The sequence below is a fragment of the Pseudenemella bisphenolivorans genome (assembly GCF_051133435.1).
Classification (GTDB): Bacteria; Actinomycetota; Actinomycetes; order Propionibacteriales; family Propionibacteriaceae; genus JAAYAO01.
Window position 1 is genome coordinate 48017 of sequence record NZ_JBPGNY010000001.1, and the last position, 21896, is coordinate 69912.

Below are 21896 nucleotides of genomic sequence, written 5' to 3' on the forward strand. Positions count from 1 at the left end.
CCGATTCCTCTTGCCTCGCTACCGAAGCTGCATGGATGAAAACGCACCCCAGAACCGGGAATCCCTTGCGTTCGTCTCCCAGAAATCGGTTTCCGGGTGCGTTTTCATCCATCGGTCTGCTCATGCCGGGCCGTGAGCGCTCGCCCACGTGATGCCCGGGCAAAGCTAAAGGCCTCTGACCGTCGGTGTTGCCCGTAGTCAGAGGCCTGTTTTCGTGGCTCCCCCGACTGGACTCGAACCAGTAACCCTTCGATTAACAGTCGAATGCTCTGCCAATTGAGCTACAGGGGATCGCTGTGCTGCGACCAGTAACTGTAGCGCAACCGCACCGAACTGCCCAATCGGTATCACGCGGCCAGGTACTCCCCCAGTTGGCTGGGGCACACCCCGCGCAACTCCTCCAGGGCTCGCTCCTCGATTCCGGCCACCTGCTTGGTACTGAGCCCCAGGGTTCGGGCGATCTCGACCCGGGAATGGGGCCGCCGACCGATGCCGAAACGCAGTTCCAGCACCCTTCGCGGCAGGCGTGCCAACCGATCGAGCATCGCGGTCACTTCTTCGGCCGGAAGGGCCATCTGCTCGGGTTCGACGGCGGAGTCGGCCAGTTCCGGTTCCAGGCCCAGCAGCGGGCCCGGTCGTTGCAGCCGGTCATGGATCCAATCACTGCTCTGCCCGGCCGCCTCGGCCAGATCGCCGGCGTCCACGGTGCGGCCGTACTCCTGAGTGAGGGAATCCTCCAGCCCGCGCAGCCGGTGCCATTCGCGCATCCAGCGCGCACCGCGCCCGACTTGGTGGGCACGGGCCCCGAAGACCGCCTCACGGATCCACTTGATCGCATAGGTGCCGAAACCGCCCCGGCGATGGTCGTAGCCGCGCACCGCCCGATCCAGCCCCAGCACTCCTTCCTGGAACTGGTCTTCGCGCTCGTCGCTGCGCCATTCCTGGGCCACCACCCACGACACCAGGGGCAGGTTCGCCAGGATCATCCGTTGGTGGGCGACCAGCCCACGGGCGATCAGAATCCGTCGCTCGGTCTCGTCCAACACCTCCGCAGAGGCATCCACCGCCAAGGTTCCGACCTCGATGGTGCGGGCCAGATGCGCTTCTTGCTCGGCGGTCAGCCGCGCGGACGGGTTGTCACAACACAGGTCGGCGAAGATGCGCCGGTCCAGATCTTCGTAGAGGTCCATGCCCTCAGCACACCCCGACGCCGAACGTCCGACAAGACCCCGCAACGAATCGGTGGATGACTCAACCGGACAACACCAATCTCTGTGGACGCCTCACAATCGTGCCCGCCCGCGGCACCCCTCAGATCAGGTCGGTGCTGGTGACCACGCTGCGTTGGACGAGTTCCTGGCGGCGGTTCTCCAGGCCCAGCAGCGTCGAGAACATCTGGTTGTACTCGGTTTGGTACTCCACCGGGTTGGTGCGCATCAGCTTCGATTTCAGGTCATCGATCTGCCGGGTGACGGTGAGCACCTGGAGGCTCGCGACATGCGCGGTGACGTAGGCCGCGTCCGGCTCCCGTAGCGGTGTTTCCACCCCCAAGGACGCCAGCAACCGCACCACCGTGGGGTCATCGACCACCGACCGCAGGGCCTGCACCCATTCGGGGCCGGCCGGGGTCGGTTCGGCCCGGGACACCGCCCGGAAGATCTCCCGGTACGCCGGGTGCCGGAAGTCCTGTTCGGTCAACCCCGACCATTCGGGGCCGAACAGGTCGGGACGGGTCACCAGCAGGTGGGCGGTACCGCGTTCCACACTGAGTTCGCGTTCGCCGGGGTCCGGCCACGGCACTCCGCTGCGTGGTGCCTCGGTGACCGGCTCGGCCGGACGTTCGGCCGGCTCGGGTCGTCGGCCGCGACCGGCGGCGCCATGCACCTCGCGGCGCACCTCGTCCAGATCCATGCCGAGCAGTTGGCTGAGTTCCCGGGCATAGCCGTCGACCATCGACCGGTCGCGGATGCTGGCAACCAACGGTGCGGCCTCCCGCAGAGCCGCCAGCCGGCCATCGACGCGGTCCAGGTCGTGGCGATCCAGCACGTTCTGCATCACGAACTTGTACAGCGGGATCCGGCGGGCCACCAGGTCGCGCACCCCCTCGTCACCGCGTTCCAGGCGCAGGTCGCACGGGTCCAGCCCGCTGGGTTCGACCGCCACATAGGTTTGGGCAATGAAGTGGTGGTCACCCCCGAAGACCTTCAGGGCCGCGGCCTGGCCGGCGGCATCGCCGTCGAAGGTGAAGATCACCTCACCGGCGAAGGCGTCACCACCCATCAGCCGTTGCAGCAACCGGGCGTGGTCATCGCCGAAGGCGGTGCCGCAACTGGCCACCGCGGTGGTCACCCCGGCCAGATGGGCGGCCATCACGTCGGTGTAGCCCTCCACCACCACGGCCTGGTGGCGTTTGCCGATGTTCTGCCGGGCCAGGTCGAGCCCGTAGAGCACGTGGGATTTGCGGTACACGGGGGTTTCGGGGGTGTTTAGGTACTTCGCCGGCATCCGGTCGTCGTCGAACAACCGGCGTGCCCCGAAACCGAGCACCGAGGAGCCGGCGTCGCGAATCGGCCACAACACCCGGCCCTGGAAGAAGTCCCAACCTCCCGAGCGGATCAGCCCCGCCCGGATCAACACCTCGTCGCTGAAACCACGCGACCGCAGCAACCTCGCCAGTTCCCGGCCGCCGCGGGGGGCGTAGCCGACCCCGAAGTGTTCGGCCGCAGCGCGGTTGAAGCCGCGGCTGTCCAGGAACTGTCGGGCGGTCAATCCGTCGGGACGGGCAAGTTGTTCGGCGAAGAACTCGGCGGCCTGTTTGTTGGCCTCGATGATTTGCTGACGCAGGCCCGGTTCGACCCGGGGGCCGCGCTCGTCGGTGTAGCGCAGTTGCACCCCGTACTTGTCGGCGAGATGTTCCACGACCTCGGTGAAGCTCAGGTTCTCCAGCTTCTCGAGGAAGGTGATCACGTCCCCGCCCTCACCGCAGCCGAAACAGTAGAACAGCCCGCGGCTGGGGGTGACCTGGAAGCTGGGGGTTTTCTCCTCGTGGAAGGGGCACAGGCCCTTCAGTGAACCGCCACCGGACTTGCGCAGCATCACCGTGGCGCCGACGACGTCCTCGATCCGGGCACGTTCGCGCACCAGCGCCACGTCCTCGTCCCGAATCCGTCCCGCCATGGTCGGTGAGTGTAGCGCTAGGGACGCAACGACCCGGCCCCGCGGGTGCCGACCGTGCTCGCGAACCGATCGGGGCTCATTCGCCCAGTTCGTCCATCGACTTGGGCAGCTTGTCGACGTCCCAGTTGAGCTCGCGCACCGCGGTGTCGAAGGCGTACCGGTCGGTCATCCCACCGATCCAGGTGACCGCTGCGCGCACCGCCTCGGGGGAATCCGGGTCGGCCTCGACCCGTCCGGGCAGTTTGTGCGGACGGGCGGCGTAGTGCTCGACCAGCCCGTGCAGCACCGCGATCACCGCGTGAGCCTGGGCGACCGAGGCCGGTCGGGTGTAGATCCGTTCGTAGTTGAAGGCCCGCAGGGCCGCCAGTGCCGCGGCATTGTCCGGGTCCATCCCGACCACCCCGGTACTGGTGGTGGAACGCACCACCGCGTGCACGAAGGTGCGGATCTGGTCGCGGCGGGTGCTGCCGCAGACCTCGGTGATCTCCGGCGGCAGGTCTGCGAGGTCGACGACGCCGGCGCGGTAGGCGTCCTCGAGGTCGTGGGCGACGTAGGCGATCCGGTCGGCCCAGGAGACGATCTCACCCTCCACGGTGCTCGGGGCCGGCCGCGACCAGGAGTGGTTGCGGATGCCGTCGAGGGTTTCGGCGCACAGGTTCAGCCCGGTGAGCACCACATCGGCACCCCAGGGGCCGTGGTCGTACCCCTCGGGGATGAAGGCGTCGAAGGCGTCCTCCGAGGCGTGGCCGCCGGGGCCGTGGCCGCAGTCGTGGCCGAGCGCGATCGCGTCGGCCAGGGTGACGTTGACCCCGAGCCCGCGGGCGATCGAGGTGGCCACCTGGGCAACCTCCATGGCGTGGGTGAGCCGGGTGCGCTGGTGGTCGGTGGGGTGCACCATCACCTGGGTCTTGCCGGCCAGTCGGCGGAAGGCGGTGGAGTGGATGATTCGGTCGCGGTCGCGTTCGAAGCAGGTGCGTTCGCTGTCGGGCTCCTCTTCGATCAGCCGGTTGCCGGCCCCCTTGGCCAAGGTGGCGCCGGGCAGCAGGATCAGGCGCTCGAGCTCTTCGCGTTCCTCACGGCTCTGGGGTTTGCGGGGGCCGATCGTGGCGGTGGAGTTGCGGTGGGCGCGCACCAACTCGCCGTGATCGTGGCCGGCCATCGTGTTCGCCCAGGCTTTGGCCCGGGGCATGAGTTCGCCGCTCAACCTGTCTTCCTCCTGCTCAACCGCCCGAGACGTCCGATTCTGCCGCCGACAGGTCCAGTCCCAGACCGCACCGGTCGTCCAACCATCCCTGGGGAACCACTACTCGATCACGCGGCGATCCCTGGCGTCCACGCGGCGCACCCAGGATTTCGGCCGGGAAGGCGACGTTTTGGTCAAACTTCGCCAACTGTTCATCCAGGTCGGCCAGTGATGACACCAAACCCAGCCCGCGGCGGATCTCCCCGCCGACCGGGAAACCCTTGAAGTACCAGGCCATGTGCTTGCGCAGGTCGGTCAGGCCGCGCTCCTCGCCCATCAACCCGGCCAACAGCACCGCATGCCGACGCACCATCGCGGCCACCTCGCCGAGGGTCGGCAGGGCGCGGTGTTCCCGGCCGGTGAAGGCCGCGGCCAGGTCGGCGAACAGCCAGGGACGGCCCAGGCAGCCGCGTCCGATCACCACCCCGGCACAACCGGTCTCGTCGACCATCCGCAGTGCATCGCCGGCCTCCCAGATGTCGCCGTTGCCGAGTACCGGAATGTCGACCGCCTCGACCAGCTCGGCGATAGCGGACCAGTCGGCCTGCCCCGAGTAGGCCTGGACGACCGTGCGACCGTGCAGCGCGATCGCGGCACAACCGGTGTCGGCGGCGATCCGGCCGGCATCCAGGTAGGTGAGGTGGTCGTCGTCGATGCCCATCCGGGTTTTCATCGTCACCGGCACCCCGTGGGCGTCCCCGGCCTCGACGGTGCGACGCAGGATCGCCTCGAGCAGATCGCGCTTCCACGGCAGCGCCCCGCCGCCGCCCTTGCGGGTCACCTTCGGCACCGGGCAGCCGAAGTTCAGGTCGACGTGTTGCACGCCGAAGTCGGTGCACAGGATGTGGGTGGCCTCGGCCATCGTGCCCGGGTCGACCCCGTACAACTGCACCGACCGGACGGTCTCGCCCGGATCGAACTCGAGCATCGAGATCGTCTTGCGGTCGCGTTCGACCAGGCCGCGGGAGGTGATCATCTCGCAGACGTACAGCCCGGCGCCCTGTTCGCGGCACAACTGCCGGTAGGCGGCGTTGGTGATGCCGGCCATCGGCGCCAGGATGACCGGAACGTCGACCTGCACCGCCCCCGGACGGGACGGCGCATCAAGAACCAGGGCTGAACTCACCGCGCCATTCTAGGGTGCCGGACAAGCCGGCCCGACCACGTGCAGCAGCCCACTACATGCGAAACGCCGGGCCCGGATCACTCCGGTACCCGGCGCTTGCGGCTGGGGTGGGTTCAGCAGCCGATCAGGCGGGTGGCGAGGTAGCCCTCGACCTGATCGAGCCCGATCCGCTCCTGGGTCATCGAGTCGCGTTCGCGGATGGTGACCGCATTGTCCTCGAGGGTGTCGAAGTCGACGGTGATGCAGTAGGGGGTGCCGATCTCGTCCTGGCGGCGGTAGCGGCGGCCGATCGCCTGGGCGTCGTCGAAGTCGACGTTCCAGTTCTGTCGCAGTTGGGCGGCCAGGTCCCGGGCCTTGGGTGACAGGTCGGCATTGCGCGACAGCGGCAGCACCGCGGCCTTGACCGGCGCGAGGCGGGGGTCGAGCTTCAGCACGGTGCGGGTGTCGACCCCGCCCTTGGTGTTGGGGGCCTCGTCCTCGGTGTAGGCCTCGATCATGAAGGCCATCAGCGAGCGGGTCAGACCGGCGGAGGGCTCGATCACGTACGGCACCCAGCGTTCACCGGCGGCCTGGTCGAAGTACGACAGGTCCTGCCCGGAGTGCTCGGCATGGGTGGACAGGTCGAAGTCGGTGCGGTTGGCGATGCCCTCGAGCTCACCGAACTCCGAACCGGCGAATCCGAAGCGGTACTCGATGTCGACGGTGCGCTTGGAGTAGTGCGACAGCTTCTCCTGCGGGTGCTCGTACAGCCGCAGGTTGTCGCGGTTCAGGCCCAGCCCGGTGTACCAGTCGAGGCGGGCATCGATCCAGTACTGGTGCCACTCCTCGTCGGTGCCGGGCTTGACGAAGAACTCGATCTCCATCTGCTCGAACTCGCGGGTGCGGAAGATGAAGTTGCCCGGGGTGATCTCGTTGCGGAACGACTTACCGGTCTGTGCGATGCCGAAGGGCGGCTTCTTGCGGGCGCTCTGCACCACATTGGCGAAGTTCACGAAGATGCCCTGTGCGGTTTCGGGGCGCAGGTAGTGCAGGCCGGACTCGTCCTCGACCGCACCGAGGTAGGTCTTCAGCAGACCGTTGAACATCCGCGGCTCGGACCAATCGCGGTTGCCGCAGTTGCTGCAGGCGATCAGGGCCAGATCGACCGAGTCGGGGTTGTCGATGCCCTTCTTCTCGGCGTACTCCTCCTGCAGGTGGTCGGCCCGGTAGCGGCGGTGGCAGTTCTTGCACTCCACCAGCGGGTCGACGAAGGCCTTGAGGTGGCCGGAGGCTTCCCACACCTTGGTGGGCAGGATCACCGAAGAGTCGAGGCCCACGATGTCCTCGCGGGCGGTGACCATCGCACGCCACCACTGACGCTTGATGTTCTCCTTCAACTCGACGCCGTACGGGCCGTAGTCCCAGGCGGAGCGGGTACCGCCGTAGATCTCGCCGCAGGGGAAGACGAAACCCCGCCGCTTGGCGAGGCTGATCACGTTGTCGAGCTTGCTGGTCGGTGCCACAACTCCCACTTTCTCACCACAGAACCGCACGCCCGGCTGGCGTCGGTCACACAAGCTCACAGGCTAGCCGATTATGGTGAGTGAGGTGAGCGACCACAGCCTGCATACCATTCACCGCTTTCGGGTGCCCGCCGACGACGTGGCGCCGTTGCGCGACGGGGTGGAGGCGCTGCTCGCCCACTGGCGAACCAACCCGGGCTGGCTCGACGGCGGTCTGACCCGCAATCTGGACGAGCCCGACCTGTGGTTGCTGTGGGCCCGCTGGGCCGATGTCGGGGCCTACCGCAGGATCGGTTTGGGCGGCCCGGCCAAGACGATGTGGTTGCCGGTGATGAAATGGGTGATCGACGAGCCGTCGGCATACCTCGCACCGGAGGCGCTGTGAGAAAGGACCATCCGATGCAACCGGCCACCCGCAATACCCCGCAACGCGCGGCGGTGCGCGATCTGCTGAGCGAGATCGCCGAGTTCCGAACCGCCCAACAAGTACACGACGAACTGCGCGGACGGGGTGTGAAGATCGGTCTGGCCACGGTGTATCGGCACCTGACCGCGCTGACCGAGGCCGGTGAACTCGACATGTTGCGCACCGCCGACGGGGAGACCTCCTATCGCAAGTGCTCCGACGGGCACCACCATCACCTGGTCTGCCGCAACTGCGGACACACCGTGGAGATCAGCGCCCCGGTGGTGGAACGCTGGGCGGCCGAACTCGCCACCACGCACGGATTCCATGACATCACCCACGAGCTCGAGGTGCACGGCCTGTGCAGCGACTGTGCTGCAGCCGAAGGCTGAGCACCGGAACATGCGTGCCGCAGCCGAAGGCTGAGCCTCAGAACATGCGTGCTGCAGCAGAAGGCTGAGCATCAGAACCTGCGCGCTGCAGGCTGAGCGCGGGTAAACACGCGCGTGGCGGCCGCAGGTCTCAGCGGTCGACGTGCGGCAGCGACCGCAGGCCCCGTTCCAGGTGCCATTGCGCGAAGGCCGCCACCAACCCGTCGGTTTCGCGCATCACCGCTTCATCGACATCGCGGGTGGCAGCCCAATCGCCCACCATCAGTTGCCCCAGCAGTTGCCAGGTGCGTGGCCGGGGGCGGGCCGAACCGGCCGGGCGGCAGTGCACACAGACCATGCCACCGGCGACCGGGGCGAACCACTCGTGCGGCCCGGGCCGCCCGCAGGTGGCGCACTGGTTCAACGCCGGCTCCCAACCGGCCAGCGCCAGGGCCCGCAACAGGTAGGAGGCCAGGATCATGGTCGCCGGCCGCGGCCCGTCGGTGGTGCCCTCCCCCAGCACCCGCAGCGCCCCCTGCAACAGGCGGAAGTGCGGGTGGGAGGGTTCGCGTTCCTCGGCCACCAGCCGATCGGTGGTCTCCAACATCACCTGGGCGGCGGTCCAGCGACCGTAGTCGTGGGCGATCCGTTCCCCGTACGGATGCAGGGACTCGGCCTGGGTGATCGTGTCGAGGTTACGGCCCTCGTAGAGCTGCAGGTCGACATGGCTGGCCGGTTCCAGCCGGGCCCCGAACTTCGACGAGGTGCGCCGCACTCCCTTGGCGACCGCCCGCACCTTGCCGTGGCGGCGGGTGAGCAGGGTGACGATCCGGTCGGCCTCCCCCAGTTTGTGGGTGCGCAGCACCAGCGCCTCGTCACGATAGGTGGGCACGACGTCACACCTAGGCGATGATCACCACCGGCACGATCATCGGCCGGCGACGGAAGGTGTTGCCCACCCAGCGACCGACCCGGCGGCGCATCACCTGTTGCAGGCGGTGCGGGTCGTCCACCCCTTCGGCCAGGGCGTCGAGGAGGGCCTGGGCGATCTCGTCGCGAATCTGGTCGAAGACCGATTCGTCGACTCCGAATCCGCGGGCGTGGATGTCGGGCCCGGAGATCAGTTCCCGGCTCTGGGTGCTGACCACGGCGATCACCGAGACGAAACCTTCCTCACCGAGGATTCGCCGGTCGGTCAGCAGGGCTTCGGACACCGCACCGACCGAGGTGCCGTCGACGAAGATGTAGCCGGCATCGAGTTTGCCCACCAGTTCGGCCTTGCCGTCACGAAGATCGACCACGCCGCCGTCGGTGGTGACGATCGCGTTGTCGGCCGGCACCCCGGTGGCCACGGCCAGGTCGCGGTTGGCGATCAGGTGCCGGTATTCACCGTGGATCGGCATCACATTGCGGGGCTGGACGATGTTGTAGCAATACAGCAACTCCCCGGCCGAGGCGTGCCCCGACACGTGCACCAGCGCATTGCCCTGGTGGACGACCTTGGCGCCCAGGGTGATCAGCCCGTTGATCACCCGGAACACCGAGGTTTCGTTGCCCGGGATCAACGAGGAGGCCAGCACCACGGTGTCGCGTTCGGTCAGGTGCACCACCTGGTGCTGCCGGTTCGCCATCCGCGACAGCGCCGACAGCGGTTCGCCCTGGGAGCCGGTGGAGATGATGACAACCTCGTGGGCCGGGTGGTTGTCGAGGTCGTTGAGGTTGATCAGCACCCCGGGCGGCACCTGCAGGTAGCCCAGGTCGGCGGCGACCTTCATATTGCGCAGCATCGAGCGTCCGACATAGGCGACCTTGCGGCCCGAGCGCACCGCGGTGTCGAGCACCTGCTGCACCCGGTGCACGTGGGAGGCGAAGCAGGCCACCACGACGAGCCCCTCGGCCTGGGCGAAGACCCGGTCCAGGGCGGGCTGGATCTCCCGTTCACCGGTGGTGAAGCCGGGCACTTCGGCGTTGGTGGAGTCGACCATGAACAGGTCGACGCCCTGCTCGCCGAGGCGGGCGAAGGTGCGCAGGTCGGTGATCCGCCCGTCCAGGGGCAGTTGGTCCATCTTGAAGTCGCCGGTGTGCAGCACGATGCCGGCCTTGGTACCGATCGCCAGCGCGATCGCGTCCGGAATCGAATGGTTCACCGCGACGAACTCCAGGTCGAAGGGTCCGGCGGTGACCAGGTCACCGGCGCGCACCACCCGCAGGTCGTAACCCTTGATGCGGTGTTCGCGCAGCTTCTCGGCGACCAGGGCGAGGGTCAGTTCGGTGCCGTAGATCGGGATGTCGGCCCGGTGCCGCAGCAGGTAGGGCACCGCCCCGATGTGGTCCTCGTGCCCGTGGGTGAGGATCAGTGCTTCGATCTCATCCACCCGTGAGGTCACCAGGTCGAGGCTGGGCAGGATCAGATCGACGCCGGGATGGGCCTCTTCGGGGAACAACACCCCGCAGTCGACCAGCAACAAGCGCTCGTCGATCTCGAAGGAGGTCATATTGCGTCCCACGTCACCCAGCCCGCCCAGCGGAATGATCCGCAGGGTCCCGGGGCTCAGCGGTGGAGGAGTCTTCAGGCCAATGGTCACCAGTCGAGCCTAGTAGCATCGCTGCGGTGAGCACATCTGACGCGCCCCGCCCCGACTCGGTTCGGCTCGCCCTGCCCGCCGAGGCCGCCCAGATCGCCGGTATCCAGCGTGATGCCTGGCGCGAGTTGGGTGGTGAGTTGGCCGAAGCCCTGATGATGACCAAGGTGGACGAGGTGGCCGCGGCCTGGGAGCAGGCGATCATGCGTCCGCCGGACCCCCGCTGCCGGGTGCTGGTGGCGGTGGCCGCGGGGCCGCGCGAGCGAGTGGTCGGTTTCGCCACCACCCAGCCCGCCGACGATGAGGACGCCGACCCCAGCACCGATGCCCTGGTCGGTGAGTTCGCGATCAGCCCCCTGGCCCGCGGGCAGGGCCACGGCTCACGGTTGATGCATGCTGTGGTCGACACCCTGCGGGCCGACAAGTTCACCCGCGCGCTGTACTGGGTGGTGTCGGCCGACGACGCCCGCCGCAGTTTCTTCACCGACGCCGGGTGGGGTTATGACGGTGCGCATCGGGCGATCGGCCCGGACGACGAGAGCGTGCAACTCAAGCAGTTGCGGCTGCACTGTCTGATCTGAACAACCCGATTGATCTGAACAACCCGATTGATCTGAACAACCCGGTTGATCTGAACAACCCGGCTGATCCGATCACCCCGCCCCTCAGCGCCGCAGCGGCACCTCGGTGCCGGAGACCTGCACTTCGATCCCCCGCTCGGCCACGCCCAAGGCGTCGACCCGCAGGCCCATCGGCAGGGCCAGATCGATCTCACCCAGTCGCAGCCGCATCAGTTCCTCGGTGATCGCCCGGGGTACGTCCATACCGACGACGCGCAGATCCACGTCCTCGATTTTGAGCTTCTGGGCCTCGGCGTCGAGGACGGGTTTGCCGCTGGCCTCGACGTCGATCGTCTGGCCGAAGACTTCGAGGGTGTAGCGGATCTTGATCCGATCGGAGCCGGCGGCCGATACCTGACCGCCGTCGACCAGACGGCTGAGTTCGTCCCAGGAGAGCCTGCCGGTGGCGTTGAGCCGTTCGGCGACCAGTTCGGTGTAATCCTGCGAGGCGTTCACCCCGTGCAGGTCGACGTGCAGGTCGTCGACCCGGATACTGCGTTCCTGGTCACTGAGGGTGGCCTGTGCGGCGTTCATCTGCACGTGGTCGAACTTGCGTTGCCACAGTTGCCACAGGAAGGGCCAGCCCTGGATGTCGACCTCGGGTGGCACATCCATGCCCAGTTCTGATTGCACGCCGGTGGCGAACTCTTCCTCGACATAGTCGCGGGTGAGGTTGTCGCCGATCACGACCGCGCCCGACAGCAGCGCGATCAGGACGACGACGGCCACCAGGCAGCCGGATCCCTTGCGGCGTTCGCTCACGCAAGCCCCAGCAACTCGTCGATGCCCAGGGTCAGCCCCGGACGGTCGGGCACCGCCCGCACCGCGGTGAGCACGCCGGGCATGAAGGAGACCCGGTCGAGCGAGTCGTGCCGAATGGTGAGGGTCTCCCCCGGCGTGCCGAGCACGACCTCCTGGTGGGCGACCAGGCCGCGCACCCGGACGCTGTGCACGTGCACCCCGTCGATGGACGCCCCACGGGCACCGTCGACCTCGTGCTTGGTGGCGTCGGGGAAGGGCTCACAGCCTGCCTCGGCGCGCGCCGCTGCGACCCGCTGGGCGGTGGTGGTGGCGGTACCGGAGGGGGCGTCGGCCTTGTCGGGGTGATGCAGTTCGATGATCTCGACACTGTCGACGAAGCGGGCGGCCCGCTCGGCGAAGGCCATCATCAGCACCGCCCCGATGGAGAAGTTCGACGCGATCAGAATGCCGACCTCCGGCTTGTCGGCCAGCCGCCGACGCAGTTCGGCCAGCCGGTCGGCGTCGAAGCCGGTGGTGCCGACCACGGCGTGGATGCCGTTGTCGATGCACCAGCTGAGGTTGTCCATCACCGCATCGGGGTTGGTGAAATCCACCATCACCCGACAATCGGCAGCGGCCGATCGTTCGTCGCCGAGGTCCAGGGCGGCCCCCAGTTCCAGATCGGCCGCGCCCTCGATGGCCCGGCATACCTCTGCGCCCATCTTGCCCTTGGCGCCGAACACTCCCACAGTCACAGTCACGCCGGACAGTGTAGTGGGCTCCCGGTGGTGCCCGGCCCACAACGCAACAGCCGCCCGTCGCCACCGCACCAGAGTGCGGATGGGCAACCGGGCGGCTGCGGCACTGAACCGAACTGTGCCGAACAGCACTGGTTCAGCGCAAGGCGGGAATCACTCCTGCTCGGAGTCCTCGTCGTCCTCGATCACCGGGATCAGCGACAGCTTGCCGCGATCGTCGACCTCGGAGATCTCCACCTCGAGCTTCTGACCGACCGAGACCACGTCGTCGACGTTGTCGACGCGCTTGCCGCCGGCCAGGTCACGCAGCTTGGAGATGTGCAGCAGGCCGTCCTTGCCGGGCAGCAGCGAGACGAAGGCACCGAAGGTGGTCGTCTTCACGACGGTACCCAGGTAACGCTCGCCCTTCTCCGGCATGGTCGGGTTGGCGATCGCGTTGACCATCGCCCGGGCGGCCTCGGCGGCGGTGCCGTCGGAGGCGCCGATGTAGATCGTGCCGTCGTCCTCGACCGAGATGTTGGCGCCGGTGTCCTCCTGCATCTGGTTGATCACCTTGCCCTTGGGCCCGATCACCTCACCGATCTTGTCGACCGGAATCTTGACGGTGATGATCCGCGGGGCGTAGTCGCTCAGCTCGTCGGGGGTGTCGATGGCCTCGGCCATCACGTCGAGCAGGGCGTAGCGGGCCTCGCGGGCCTGCAGCATGGCCTTGGCCAGTTCCTCGGCCGGGATGCCGTCGAGCTTGGTGTCGAGCTGCAGGGCGGTGACGAACTGACGGGTGCCGGCGACCTTGAAGTCCATGTCACCCAGCGCGTCCTCGGCGCCGAGGATGTCGGTCAGGGCCAGGTACTTGGCCTCGCCGTCGACCTCTTCGCTCATCAGGCCCATCGCGATACCGGCCACCGGGGCGCGCAGCGGCACACCGGCGTTCAGCAGCGCCAGGGTCGAGGCGCAGACCGAGCCCATCGAGGTCGACCCGTTGGAGCCGAGGGCCTCCGAGACCTGACGGATCGCGTAGGGGAACTCGGAGCGGTCGGGCAGCACCGGCACCAGGGCGCGTTCGGCCAGGGCACCGTGGCCGACCTCGCGGCGCTTGGGCGAACCCACCCGGCCGGTTTCACCGGTGGAGTAGGGCGGGAAGTTGTAGTTGTGCATGTAGCGCTTGCTGGTCTCGGGGCCCAGCACGTCGAGCTTCTGCTCCATCTCGAGCATGTTCAAGGTGGTGACACCCATGATCTGGGTCTCGCCGCGCTGGAACAGCGCCGAACCGTGCACCCGCGGGATCACGCCGACCTCGGCCGACAGCGTGCGGATGTCACGCGGGCCACGGCCGTCGATACGGACCCCTTCGGTGAGGGTGCGGTGCCGCACGATCTTCTTGGTGATCGCCTTGAAGGCGGCCGACAGTTCCTTCTCGCGGCCCTCGAACTCCTCGGCCAGTTCCTCGGTGATCCGAATCCGCAGGTCGTGGGAGGCGTCGTCGCGCTCCTGCTTGCCGGGGATCTGCATGATCTTCGACAGCTCGTCCTCGGCCTTGGCAGCGACCGCGTCGTAGGCGTCCTGCTCGTAGTCGTGGAAGACCGGGAAGGGGTAGGTGTCCTTCGGCATCTTGGCGGCCAGTTCGGCCTGGGCATCGCACAGAGCCTTGATGAACGGCTTGGACGCCTCCAGGCCTTCGCTGACGACCTCTTCGGTCGGCGCGGTGCGGCCGGCCTTGATCAGGTCCCAGGTCTGCTCGGTCGACTCGGCCTCGACCATCATGATCGCGACGTCGCCGTCGGCCAGCACCCGGCCGGCCACGACCATGTCGAAGGTCGCGTCCTCGAGCTGCTCCACGGTCGGGAAGGCAACCCACTGATCGTCGATCAGCGCGATGCGCACGCCGCCGATCGGGCCGGAGAACGGCAGGCCGGCGAGCTGGGTGGACATCGAGGCGGCGTTGATCGCCACCACGTCGTAGAGCACGTTGGGGTTCAGCGCCATCACGGTGACGATGACCTGGACCTCATTGCGCAGGCCCTTGACGAAGGACGGACGCAGCGGACGGTCGATCAGCCGGCAGGTGAGGATCGCACCTTCGGACGGGCGGCCCTCGCGACGGAAGAAGGAGCCGGGGATCCGGCCCGCGGCGTACATCCGCTCCTCGACGTCGACGGTCAGCGGGAAGAAGTCGATCGCATCCCGCGGGGTCTTCTGGGCGGTGGTGGTCGACAACAACATCGTGTCGTCGTCGAAGTAGACCACGGCGGAGCCGTCGGCCTGCTTGGCCAACTGGCCGGATTCGAAACGGACGGTGTGCTTGCCGAACTTGCCGTTGTCGAGAACGGCTTCGGTGAATTCAGGTCCCTCCACGGGATTCCTTCCTGACATGGCGTGTGTCCGGAACGTGGTGATCCTGTATGAGACCGGTCTTCGATCGAGGCCCACGGGCGCTTGGTCCCGTGAACCACTACCGAGGACCGAGATCTGCATCAGGCAGACGTACCGGCACACGCGGTGGTGGGTAGTGCTATTCGGTTATATCAAGCAACGCTGACACCCCGGTGAACGAATGCGTTCCCGGGGTGTCAGCCATGCCGGTTTGCGGCGATGAGAATCAGCGACGCAGACCCAGCCGAGCAATCAGCGAGCGGTAGTGCTCGATGTCGTTCTTGGCCACGTAGTTGAGCAGTCGACGACGCTGACCGACCATCAACATCAGGCCGCGACGCGAGTGATGGTCACCCTTGTGCTCCTTGAGATGTTCGGTCAGGTGCGAGATCCGCTTGGTGAGCAGCGCGATCTGCACGTCGGGCGAACCGGTGTCCCCCGGCTTGGTCGCATACTCTTCGATGATCTTCTGCTTCTCGGCAGCGTCCATGGCTGCTCCTCCTTCGGTTTCCCGTTGCGCGGCGCTCCCCCGGATTCCGGGCCACCTCTGCGGTGTTGGAGCTCTTCGTGATCCGCGGCCGTCGTGACGGCAACCTGAAGACCATACCCCATCACCCGCCCCAGCACCCAATGCCGGACATCTGTGAACCGGAAAGCGATTGCCCTGCCGATCACCGGGAACGGAAACCGAGCGCGGCGGGCCGGTCCCTACCCTGATGCGTGCACAGTGACCGCTGCACATCCACCACCCGATCGTTCTAGGAGTTCCGGTGTCCGTCAAAGACCAGATTCTCGCCACCGCCGACGAGTACCGTTCCGAGGCACTCGAGGCCGACAAGCTCAATCAGCTCTCCGACGCCACCGTCGCGCGGATGAAGGAGCAACAGGTCATCCGGATGCTGCAGCCGGCCGAGTACGGCGGTCTGGAGGTCGGCCCCCGGGAGTTCGCCGAGACCGTGATGACCCTGGCGGCACTTCACCCGTCGGCGGGCTGGGTGGCCGGCGTGGTGGGCGTGCACCCCTGGCAGTTGGCACTGGGCACCAAGGAGGTTCAGGACGAGGTGTGGGGTGAGGACCCCGATACCTGGATCGCCTCCCCGTACATGCCCAACGGCCTGGCCATCCGGGTCGAGGGTGGGTACCGGATGTCGGGCCGCTGGTCCTTCTCGTCGGGTACCGACCACTGCCGGTGGCTGTACCTGGGCGCGATGAAGTGCGACGAGGAGGGCAACATGGTGATGCCCCCGCAGATGCTGCACGTGAACCTGCCGCGCAGCGACTACGAGATCGTGCCGGATTCGTGGGACGTGGTGGGCCTGCTCGGCACCGGATCGAAGGACATCGTGGTCAAGGACGCCTTCATCCCCGACCACCGGTTGATGGCCTACGACGATGTCGTCGAGGGCGTGCAGTGGCGCGAGATGGGTGTGGAGAAGATCCTCTACCAGTTGCCCTGGTCGATGATGTTCCCGCTGGGCATCTCCGCGGCCACCATCGGGATCGCCCAGGGTCTGTACGACCAGATCAAGGATTACCAGCGTGACCGCGTCGGCGCCGAGGGCAACGTGATCAAGGACGACCCGATCGTGATGTACCACCTGGGTCGGAGCGGCGCCCAGTTGCGGGCCGCCCGCGAGGCCATCCTGAGCAATGCCCAGGAGATCTACGACATCGTCGCCGCCGGCGAGGAAGTCTCCTTCGCCCGCCGGGCCGAGGGTCGCCGCAACCAGGTGGATGCGGTGTGGACCGCCGTGCGCGCGGTCGACGACGCCTACGCCCGCTGTGGCGGTACCGCTCTGCGCAACGACTCGATGATGCAGAAGTACTGGCGCGATATGCAGGCCGGTCTGCACCACGCCATCCACGTGGCCACCACCCCGTACCAGGCGGCGGCCCTGAGCGAACTGGGCTTCGAACCGCAGGGACCGCTGCGGGCCATGATCTGATCGGGCAGCTGCCCACCGGACGCACCGGGCGGGCGGGCATCGCGTCGATATCCTGACCCGATGCCCGCCCGCTTTCGTGCCTTGTTGGCCGACACCCGACCGCTGAGCCACCCGGATTTCCGCCGGCTCTGGGTGGCGAACATCATCACCGTGATCGGTGGGCAGCTCACCGTGGTGGCAGTGCCGGCGCAGCTCTACTCGATGACCGGCAGCTCGGGCTGGGTGGGGCTGACCGGCATCTTCGGCCTGGTGCCGTTGATGATCTTCGGACTGTGGGGCGGGGCCCTGGCCGACTCGCTGGATCGGCGGATGCTGCTGGTGCTCAGTTCGATCGGTCTGGCGGTGACCAGTGGCCTGTTCTGGGTTCAGGCCGCCCTCGGGGTGACCAATCCCTGGGTGCTGTTGTGCCTGTTCGCGGTACAACAGGCCTTCTTCGCCCTCAATCAGCCGGTGCGCACCGCGATCGTGCCCCGGCTGGTGCCGGCCCGGGAACTGGCCGCGGCCAACTCGCTGAACATGACGGTCTTGCAGGTCGGTGCGGTGGCCGGGCCACTGCTGGGCGGCATGCTGATTCCGCTCACCGGCTTTCCGCTGCTGTATGCCATCGACGCGGCCTGTTTGGTGGTGGCGGTGCTGATGGTGCTGCGGCTGCCCGCGCTGCCCCCGATCGGCACCCCGGCGCGGGCCGGGCTGCGTTCGGTGATCGAGGGATTCGCCTACCTGGCGAAACACCCGGTGGTGATGATGTCGTTCGCGGTCGACATCGTCGCGATGGTCTTCGGCATGCCCCGGGCGTTGTTTCCCGAGATCGCGAACATGTCCTTCGGAGGCCCCACCGAGGGTGGTTGGGTGTTCGCCCTGCTGTTCGCCGCCATCCCCCTCGGCGGGGTGTTGGGCGGCATCTTCTCCGGCTGGGTGTCGCGGGTGACCCGACACGGGCTGGCCGTGGTGGTCGCGATCGTGGTCTGGGGTGCGGCGATCACCGGCTTCGGAGTGGCGGTCGGGTTCGCCCAGGGACGACCGGGGGTGCTGGTGGTGATCGCGGTGGCCTGCCTGATGCTCGGCGGTGCCGCCGATGTGGCCTCGGCCGCGTTCCGGTCCACGATTCTGTTGCAGGCCGCCACCGACGACATGCGCGGTCGGCTGCAAGGTGTCTTCACCGTGGTGGTCAGCGGCGGACCGCGGGTGGCCGACCTGCTGCACGGCTCGACCGCGGCCCTGGTTGGCACCGCGGTGGCCACCGCCGGTGGTGGGGTGCTGGTGATCGTCGGCACCGTGCTGTTGGCGCTGCTGGTTCCGGCCTTCGTCCGGTACCGGTTCTCACCGCACGCTGCGACGTGATTCGCCGCACGTTTCGACGGGTCGGCCACGCTGCGGCGGGTGCCTGGTCGTATCGTTTTCGGCAGGAGAATCTCGACGAGGAGTCAGCATGCAAGTTGTGGTCTGCCCGGATGCCCAACGAGTCGGCGAAGTTGCCGCAGCCAGAATCGGTCAGGTGATCGACCAGGTCGGTCCCGAGGTGGTGCTGGGTGTCGCGACCGGCTCATCCCCGATGGGTGTGTACGAGTCGTTGGCGAAGCGCGTGCGCGCCGGTGATCTGGATCTGAGTCGGGCCTCGGCCTTCGCTCTCGACGAGTACGTCGGCCTGCCCAAGGGCCATCCCGAGAGCTACGCCGAGGTGGTGCGCACCACCGTCACCGAGCCGCTGGGCATGGATCCGGCCAAGGTGCACTGCCCCGACGGCTTCCGCGAGGATCTGGCCAACGCCGGCCCCGATTACGAGGCTGCGATCGCCGCCGCCGGCGGTGTCGACGTGCAGATCCTGGGCGTGGGCTCCAACGGCCACATCGGGTTCAACGAACCCACCTCGTCCTTCGCCTCCCGCACCCGGGTGAAGACCCTGGCCCGCACCACCCGGTTGGACAATCAGCGGTTCTTCAACTCTCTCGACGAGGTGCCGACCCACTGCCTCACCCAGGGCCTCGGCACGATCCTCGATGCCCGCAATGTCGTGCTGGTCGCCCAGGGCGCCAACAAGGCGCACGCGATCGCCGGGGTGGTCGAGGGCCCGATGACGGCGATGGTTCCGGGCTCGATCCTGCAGATGCACCCGCGGGCCACCATCGTGGTGGACGAGGAGGCCGCGAGCGAGCTCACCCTGCTCGATTACTACCGCGACGCCTACCCGGAAACTCTCGACTGGCTGTGAGTCACCACGGGCGGGGGTGAAGGCCCCCGCCCCCTCGGGCCGGACGCCCCGTCCCGGGAGCCGACCAGCACCCGGGAGGTCCCTGTGCGCCCTCGTTGCCGGCGACCTTCATGACGAGCCGACCCCGCACCCGGGAGGTCCCCCGGGCCGTCGGGACGGACCGTCCCGCTCGTCCCACTCGTTACCCACGACCCTTGTGCCGTTGTCCCGGACGTGTTTGACTTGTTGGAATATTTGATCACATATCTCCACCGAGTTCCTCACGAAGGGGATGGTTATGCGTTCTCCCAGAAAGCGTTTGATGGGTGTGGTGGCCGGCCTCGCAGCGGCCATGCTGGTGATGGCCGGCTGCGGCGATGGCGGCGGCCCGGCCGAAGGCGAGCAGCAGAAGACGCTGTCGATCGGCATGTTCCCCGTGGTGGATGCCACCCCCGGCCAGGCTGCCAAGATCAAGGGCATTTTCGAGAAGAACGGCCTCGACGTCACGATCAAGGACACCACCGGCGGAGTGCAGGCAATTTCCTCGGTTGCCGCCGGTGAGTTCGACATTGCGTTCTCGAACTACGTATCGATCATCCTGGCCGCCGACCAGGGTCTCCCCCTGCAGATCGCCTCGGGCAACAACACCGGTAACCGCGACCACACCGTGATGGCGAAGGCCGACTCCCCGATCAAGTCGCCGCGCGACCTCGAGGGCAAGAAGGTGGCGGTGAGCCACCTGCGCAATATCGGCGTGCTGGCGATCTCGAATGCCGTGGCCGAGGATGGCGGTGACCCGAAGAAGGTCACCTACGTCGAGATGCCCTTCCCCGACATGCAGGCCGCCCTGGAACGGGGCGATGTCGACGCCATCTGGGTCGTGGAGCCCTTCATGGCCGCGGGCAAGGAAGCCGGACACCAGGTCGTGGTCGAGAACTTCAGCGGCGCCTTCGAGGGCATCCCGGTCTCCGGCTGGGTGACGACCAAGGAGTTCGCCGAGCGCAACCCCGACACCATCGAGGCCTTCATGAAGTCCATCGACGAGGCCTCCGAGATCATCAACGAGGACGAGGAGGCCCGGATCGAAGCGGTCGAGGCCTTCACCCGCGTCGACGCCAAGACCCTCGAATCGATGGTGCTGCCGAAGTGGACCGGTGAGGTCGACAAGGACGGCCTGAACACCCTGGCCGAGGCGATGGTGAAGTACGAGTTCCTCGAGAAGGACTTCAATGTCGATGACATCCTCCCCAACGGATAGTCCGGCCACCACCTCCCCACTCGCACCCACCTCCGCCCGTCGAGCCCCACGCCGGTTCAACCCCGCCGGCGTGGGGCTCGGTGTGGCGGGCGTGGTTTCGCTGCTGCTCCTGCTCGAGGTATTGCCGCTGATCGGGGTGGTGCCCGAGCGCTATCTGCCCAGGTTCAGCTCGATGATGGCGGCGCTGGGCGAGTTGGTGACCACCGGGGAGTTCTGGCAGGCACTGTTCGCCACCCTGCGCGGTTGGGCGATCGGGCTGGGGATCGCCAGCATCGCCGGGCTGGCGCTCGGATTCATCATCGGGGTGATCGAACCCCTGCGCGCGGCCACCTCGCTGGTGATCGAGTTCCTGCGCCCGATTCCCTCGGTCGCGCTGATTCCGATCGCCATCTTGATCTTCGGCACCGATATGCGCTCCACCTTGATGCTGGTCATCTACTCGGCCTTCTGGCAGGTGCTGGTGCAAGCCATCTACGGCATCAAGGACGTCGATCCGGTGGCCATCGAAACCTCCCGGTCGTATCGCTTCTCGCTGATCCGGCACGTGCGGATGGTGCTGCTGCCGTCGGGACTGCCCTATGTGATCACCGGCTTCCGGCTCGCCGCAGGTGTGGCGCTGATTCTGGAGATCACCGGTGAGTTGATCATCGGCTCGCCCGGAATCGGCCGAATGATCGTGCTGGCCAACTCCGCCAACCGGGTCGCCGAGGTGTACGGACTGGTCATCGTGGCCGCCCTGATGGGGGTCGTGGTGAACGTGGTGCTGCGCGCCGCCGAACGACGGGTGCTGCGGTGGCATCCGGCGATGCGAAGGGAGGCCGCGAAGTGAACCGCGACTGGAACCCCCGCTTGCTCACCGCCCTGAAGATCGGCACCCCGGTGGTGCTGATCGCCCTGTGGTGGGTGCTCAGTGCCGGATCGAAGAACTTCTTCTTTCCGCCGCTGTCGAAGATTCTGGACGCCTTCGCCTCGACGTGGCTCGGGCCGGTTTTCGCCAGCGATGTACTGCCGAGCCTGGCGCGTCTGGCCGTCGGTTATCTGCTGGCGTTGGTGATCGGTATCGGACTGGGCTCGGTGATCGGCACCTGGCCCCGGGTGCGTCAGTTCATCGAGCCGGTGTTGGAGTTCTTCCGGGCCATCCCGGTGCCGGTATTGGTACCGATCCTGATGCTCTTCGCCGGCATCGGCGACACCATGAAGATCATTGTGGTCGCCATCGGTGCGGTCTGGCCGGTGCTGCTCAACACCATCGAGGGTGTCCGCGGGGTCGACGAGGTGTTGCACGAGACCTCGACGGTCTACCGGATGAGCCGGCGACGCCGGATCACCCATCTGGTGCTGCCCGGTGCCTCGCCGCAGATCATGGCCGGCGCCCGGCAGGCACTGTCGCTGGCGATCATCGTGATGGTGATCAGCGAGATGTTCGCCGCCAGCAACGGCTTGGGCTTCAAGATCCTGCAGTTCCAGCAGAACTTCGCGATCGCCGAGATGTGGAGCGGTGTGCTGCTGCTGGGCCTGGTCGGTGTTGTGCTGGCGTCACTTTTCCGCGTCGTCGAGGCGGTCGTCCTGCGGTGGCACGAGGGTATTCGAAAGGCTGAAAGGAACTGA

20 protein-coding genes and 1 tRNA gene are annotated in these 21896 nt (G+C 67.3%); 9 read left to right on the forward strand and 12 right to left on the reverse strand.

What is annotated here, in order from left to right:
• Window positions 1-215: 215 nt before the first annotated feature.
• The 6 genes from ACR4XW_RS00220 to ACR4XW_RS00245 all read right to left on the reverse strand — a co-directional run bounded on the left by ACR4XW_RS00220 (window position 216) and on the right by ACR4XW_RS00245 (window position 7048).
• Window positions 216-291, reverse strand: a tRNA-Asn gene (locus ACR4XW_RS00220).
• A 56-nt stretch (window positions 292-347) separates the two neighbouring features.
• The gene (locus tag ACR4XW_RS00225; protein ID WP_434758500.1) at window positions 348-1190 is read right to left on the reverse strand and encodes a sigma-70 family RNA polymerase sigma factor; all 843 of its coding nucleotides are present in this window, start codon (window positions 1188-1190) and stop codon (window positions 348-350) included.
• A 121-nt stretch (window positions 1191-1311) separates the two neighbouring features.
• A complete protein-coding gene (dnaG, locus tag ACR4XW_RS00230) occupies window positions 1312-3177 on the reverse strand; it encodes a DNA primase (RefSeq protein ID WP_434758501.1) in 1866 nt (621 codons plus the stop codon).
• Window positions 3178-3253: 76 nt separating this feature from the next.
• Complete coding sequence (locus ACR4XW_RS00235; protein WP_434759376.1) at window positions 3254-4336, reverse strand: HD domain-containing protein; 1083 nt, start codon at window positions 4334-4336, stop codon at window positions 3254-3256.
• 61 nt (window positions 4337-4397) lie between these two features.
• Entirely contained in the window at window positions 4398-5546 is a 1149-nt protein-coding gene (gene dusB, locus ACR4XW_RS00240; RefSeq protein WP_434758502.1) for a tRNA dihydrouridine synthase DusB, read from the reverse strand.
• 113 nt (window positions 5547-5659) lie between these two features.
• A complete protein-coding gene (locus tag ACR4XW_RS00245; RefSeq protein ID WP_434758503.1) occupies window positions 5660-7048 on the reverse strand; it encodes a glycine--tRNA ligase in 1389 nt (462 codons plus the stop codon).
• 85 nt (window positions 7049-7133) lie between these two features.
• Between ACR4XW_RS00245 and ACR4XW_RS00250 the strand changes: the two genes are divergently transcribed.
• Together ACR4XW_RS00250 and ACR4XW_RS00255 are read left to right on the forward strand one after the other, a co-directional pair.
• Window positions 7134-7433 carry a putative quinol monooxygenase gene (locus ACR4XW_RS00250; RefSeq protein WP_434758504.1) on the forward strand — a complete coding sequence of 100 codons (300 nt, stop codon included), beginning with the start codon at window positions 7134-7136 and terminating at the stop codon, window positions 7431-7433.
• Between the two features lie 14 nt (window positions 7434-7447).
• Entirely contained in the window at window positions 7448-7846 is a 399-nt protein-coding gene (locus tag ACR4XW_RS00255) for a Fur family transcriptional regulator (protein WP_434758505.1), read from the forward strand.
• A gap of 130 nt (window positions 7847-7976) precedes the next feature.
• On the opposite strand, the gene recO is transcribed toward ACR4XW_RS00255, so the two are convergent.
• Both recO and ACR4XW_RS00265 read right to left on the reverse strand, forming a co-directional pair.
• Window positions 7977-8717, reverse strand: a complete 741-nt coding sequence (gene recO / locus ACR4XW_RS00260; RefSeq protein ID WP_434758506.1) for a DNA repair protein RecO — start codon at window positions 8715-8717, stop codon at window positions 7977-7979.
• A 10-nt stretch (window positions 8718-8727) separates the two neighbouring features.
• Window positions 8728-10413: a ribonuclease J gene (locus ACR4XW_RS00265; RefSeq protein ID WP_434759377.1), complete on the reverse strand. Its 1686-nt coding sequence runs from the start codon at window positions 10411-10413 to the stop codon at window positions 8728-8730.
• 23 nt (window positions 10414-10436) lie between these two features.
• Here ACR4XW_RS00265 and ACR4XW_RS00270 point away from each other — a divergent pair, with 23 nt between their 5' ends.
• Window positions 10437-10988 carry a GNAT family N-acetyltransferase gene (locus tag ACR4XW_RS00270; RefSeq protein WP_434758507.1) on the forward strand — a complete coding sequence of 184 codons (552 nt, stop codon included), beginning with the start codon at window positions 10437-10439 and terminating at the stop codon, window positions 10986-10988.
• Between the two features lie 84 nt (window positions 10989-11072).
• Here ACR4XW_RS00270 and ACR4XW_RS00275 read toward each other — a convergent pair whose 3' ends face one another.
• The 4 genes from ACR4XW_RS00275 to rpsO all read right to left on the reverse strand — a co-directional run bounded on the left by ACR4XW_RS00275 (window position 11073) and on the right by rpsO (window position 15386).
• Window positions 11073-11789 (reverse strand): LmeA family phospholipid-binding protein, encoded by a 717-nt coding sequence (locus ACR4XW_RS00275; RefSeq protein ID WP_434758508.1) that lies wholly within the window; start codon window positions 11787-11789, stop codon window positions 11073-11075.
• Complete coding sequence (gene dapB / locus ACR4XW_RS00280; RefSeq protein ID WP_434759378.1) at window positions 11786-12523, reverse strand: 4-hydroxy-tetrahydrodipicolinate reductase; 738 nt, start codon at window positions 12521-12523, stop codon at window positions 11786-11788. Before dapB ends, ACR4XW_RS00275 begins: the two co-directional genes overlap by 4 nt.
• A 156-nt stretch (window positions 12524-12679) precedes the next feature.
• Entirely contained in the window at window positions 12680-14878 is a 2199-nt protein-coding gene (locus ACR4XW_RS00285; RefSeq protein WP_434758509.1) for a polyribonucleotide nucleotidyltransferase, read from the reverse strand.
• 244 nt (window positions 14879-15122) lie between these two features.
• Entirely contained in the window at window positions 15123-15386 is a 264-nt protein-coding gene (gene rpsO, locus ACR4XW_RS00290; RefSeq protein ID WP_434758510.1) for a 30S ribosomal protein S15, read from the reverse strand.
• Between the two features lie 280 nt (window positions 15387-15666).
• Between rpsO and ACR4XW_RS00295 the strand changes: the two genes are divergently transcribed.
• The 6 genes from ACR4XW_RS00295 to ACR4XW_RS00320 all read left to right on the forward strand — a co-directional run bounded on the left by ACR4XW_RS00295 (window position 15667) and on the right by ACR4XW_RS00320 (window position 21896).
• The gene (locus tag ACR4XW_RS00295; RefSeq protein WP_434758511.1) at window positions 15667-16842 is read left to right on the forward strand and encodes an acyl-CoA dehydrogenase family protein; all 1176 of its coding nucleotides are present in this window, start codon (window positions 15667-15669) and stop codon (window positions 16840-16842) included.
• A 60-nt stretch (window positions 16843-16902) separates the two neighbouring features.
• The gene (locus tag ACR4XW_RS00300; protein ID WP_434758512.1) at window positions 16903-18183 is read left to right on the forward strand and encodes an MFS transporter; all 1281 of its coding nucleotides are present in this window, start codon (window positions 16903-16905) and stop codon (window positions 18181-18183) included.
• Between the two features lie 88 nt (window positions 18184-18271).
• The gene (gene nagB / locus ACR4XW_RS00305) at window positions 18272-19051 is read left to right on the forward strand and encodes a glucosamine-6-phosphate deaminase (protein ID WP_434758513.1); all 780 of its coding nucleotides are present in this window, start codon (window positions 18272-18274) and stop codon (window positions 19049-19051) included.
• 277 nt (window positions 19052-19328) lie between these two features.
• Window positions 19329-20288, forward strand: a complete 960-nt coding sequence (locus ACR4XW_RS00310; protein WP_434758514.1) for an ABC transporter substrate-binding protein — start codon at window positions 19329-19331, stop codon at window positions 20286-20288.
• A gap of 91 nt (window positions 20289-20379) precedes the next feature.
• Window positions 20380-21117 (forward strand): ABC transporter permease, encoded by a 738-nt coding sequence (locus ACR4XW_RS00315; protein WP_434758515.1) that lies wholly within the window; start codon window positions 20380-20382, stop codon window positions 21115-21117.
• Window positions 21114-21896, forward strand: a complete 783-nt coding sequence (locus ACR4XW_RS00320) for an ABC transporter permease (protein WP_434758516.1) — start codon at window positions 21114-21116, stop codon at window positions 21894-21896. Before ACR4XW_RS00315 ends, ACR4XW_RS00320 begins: the two co-directional genes overlap by 4 nt.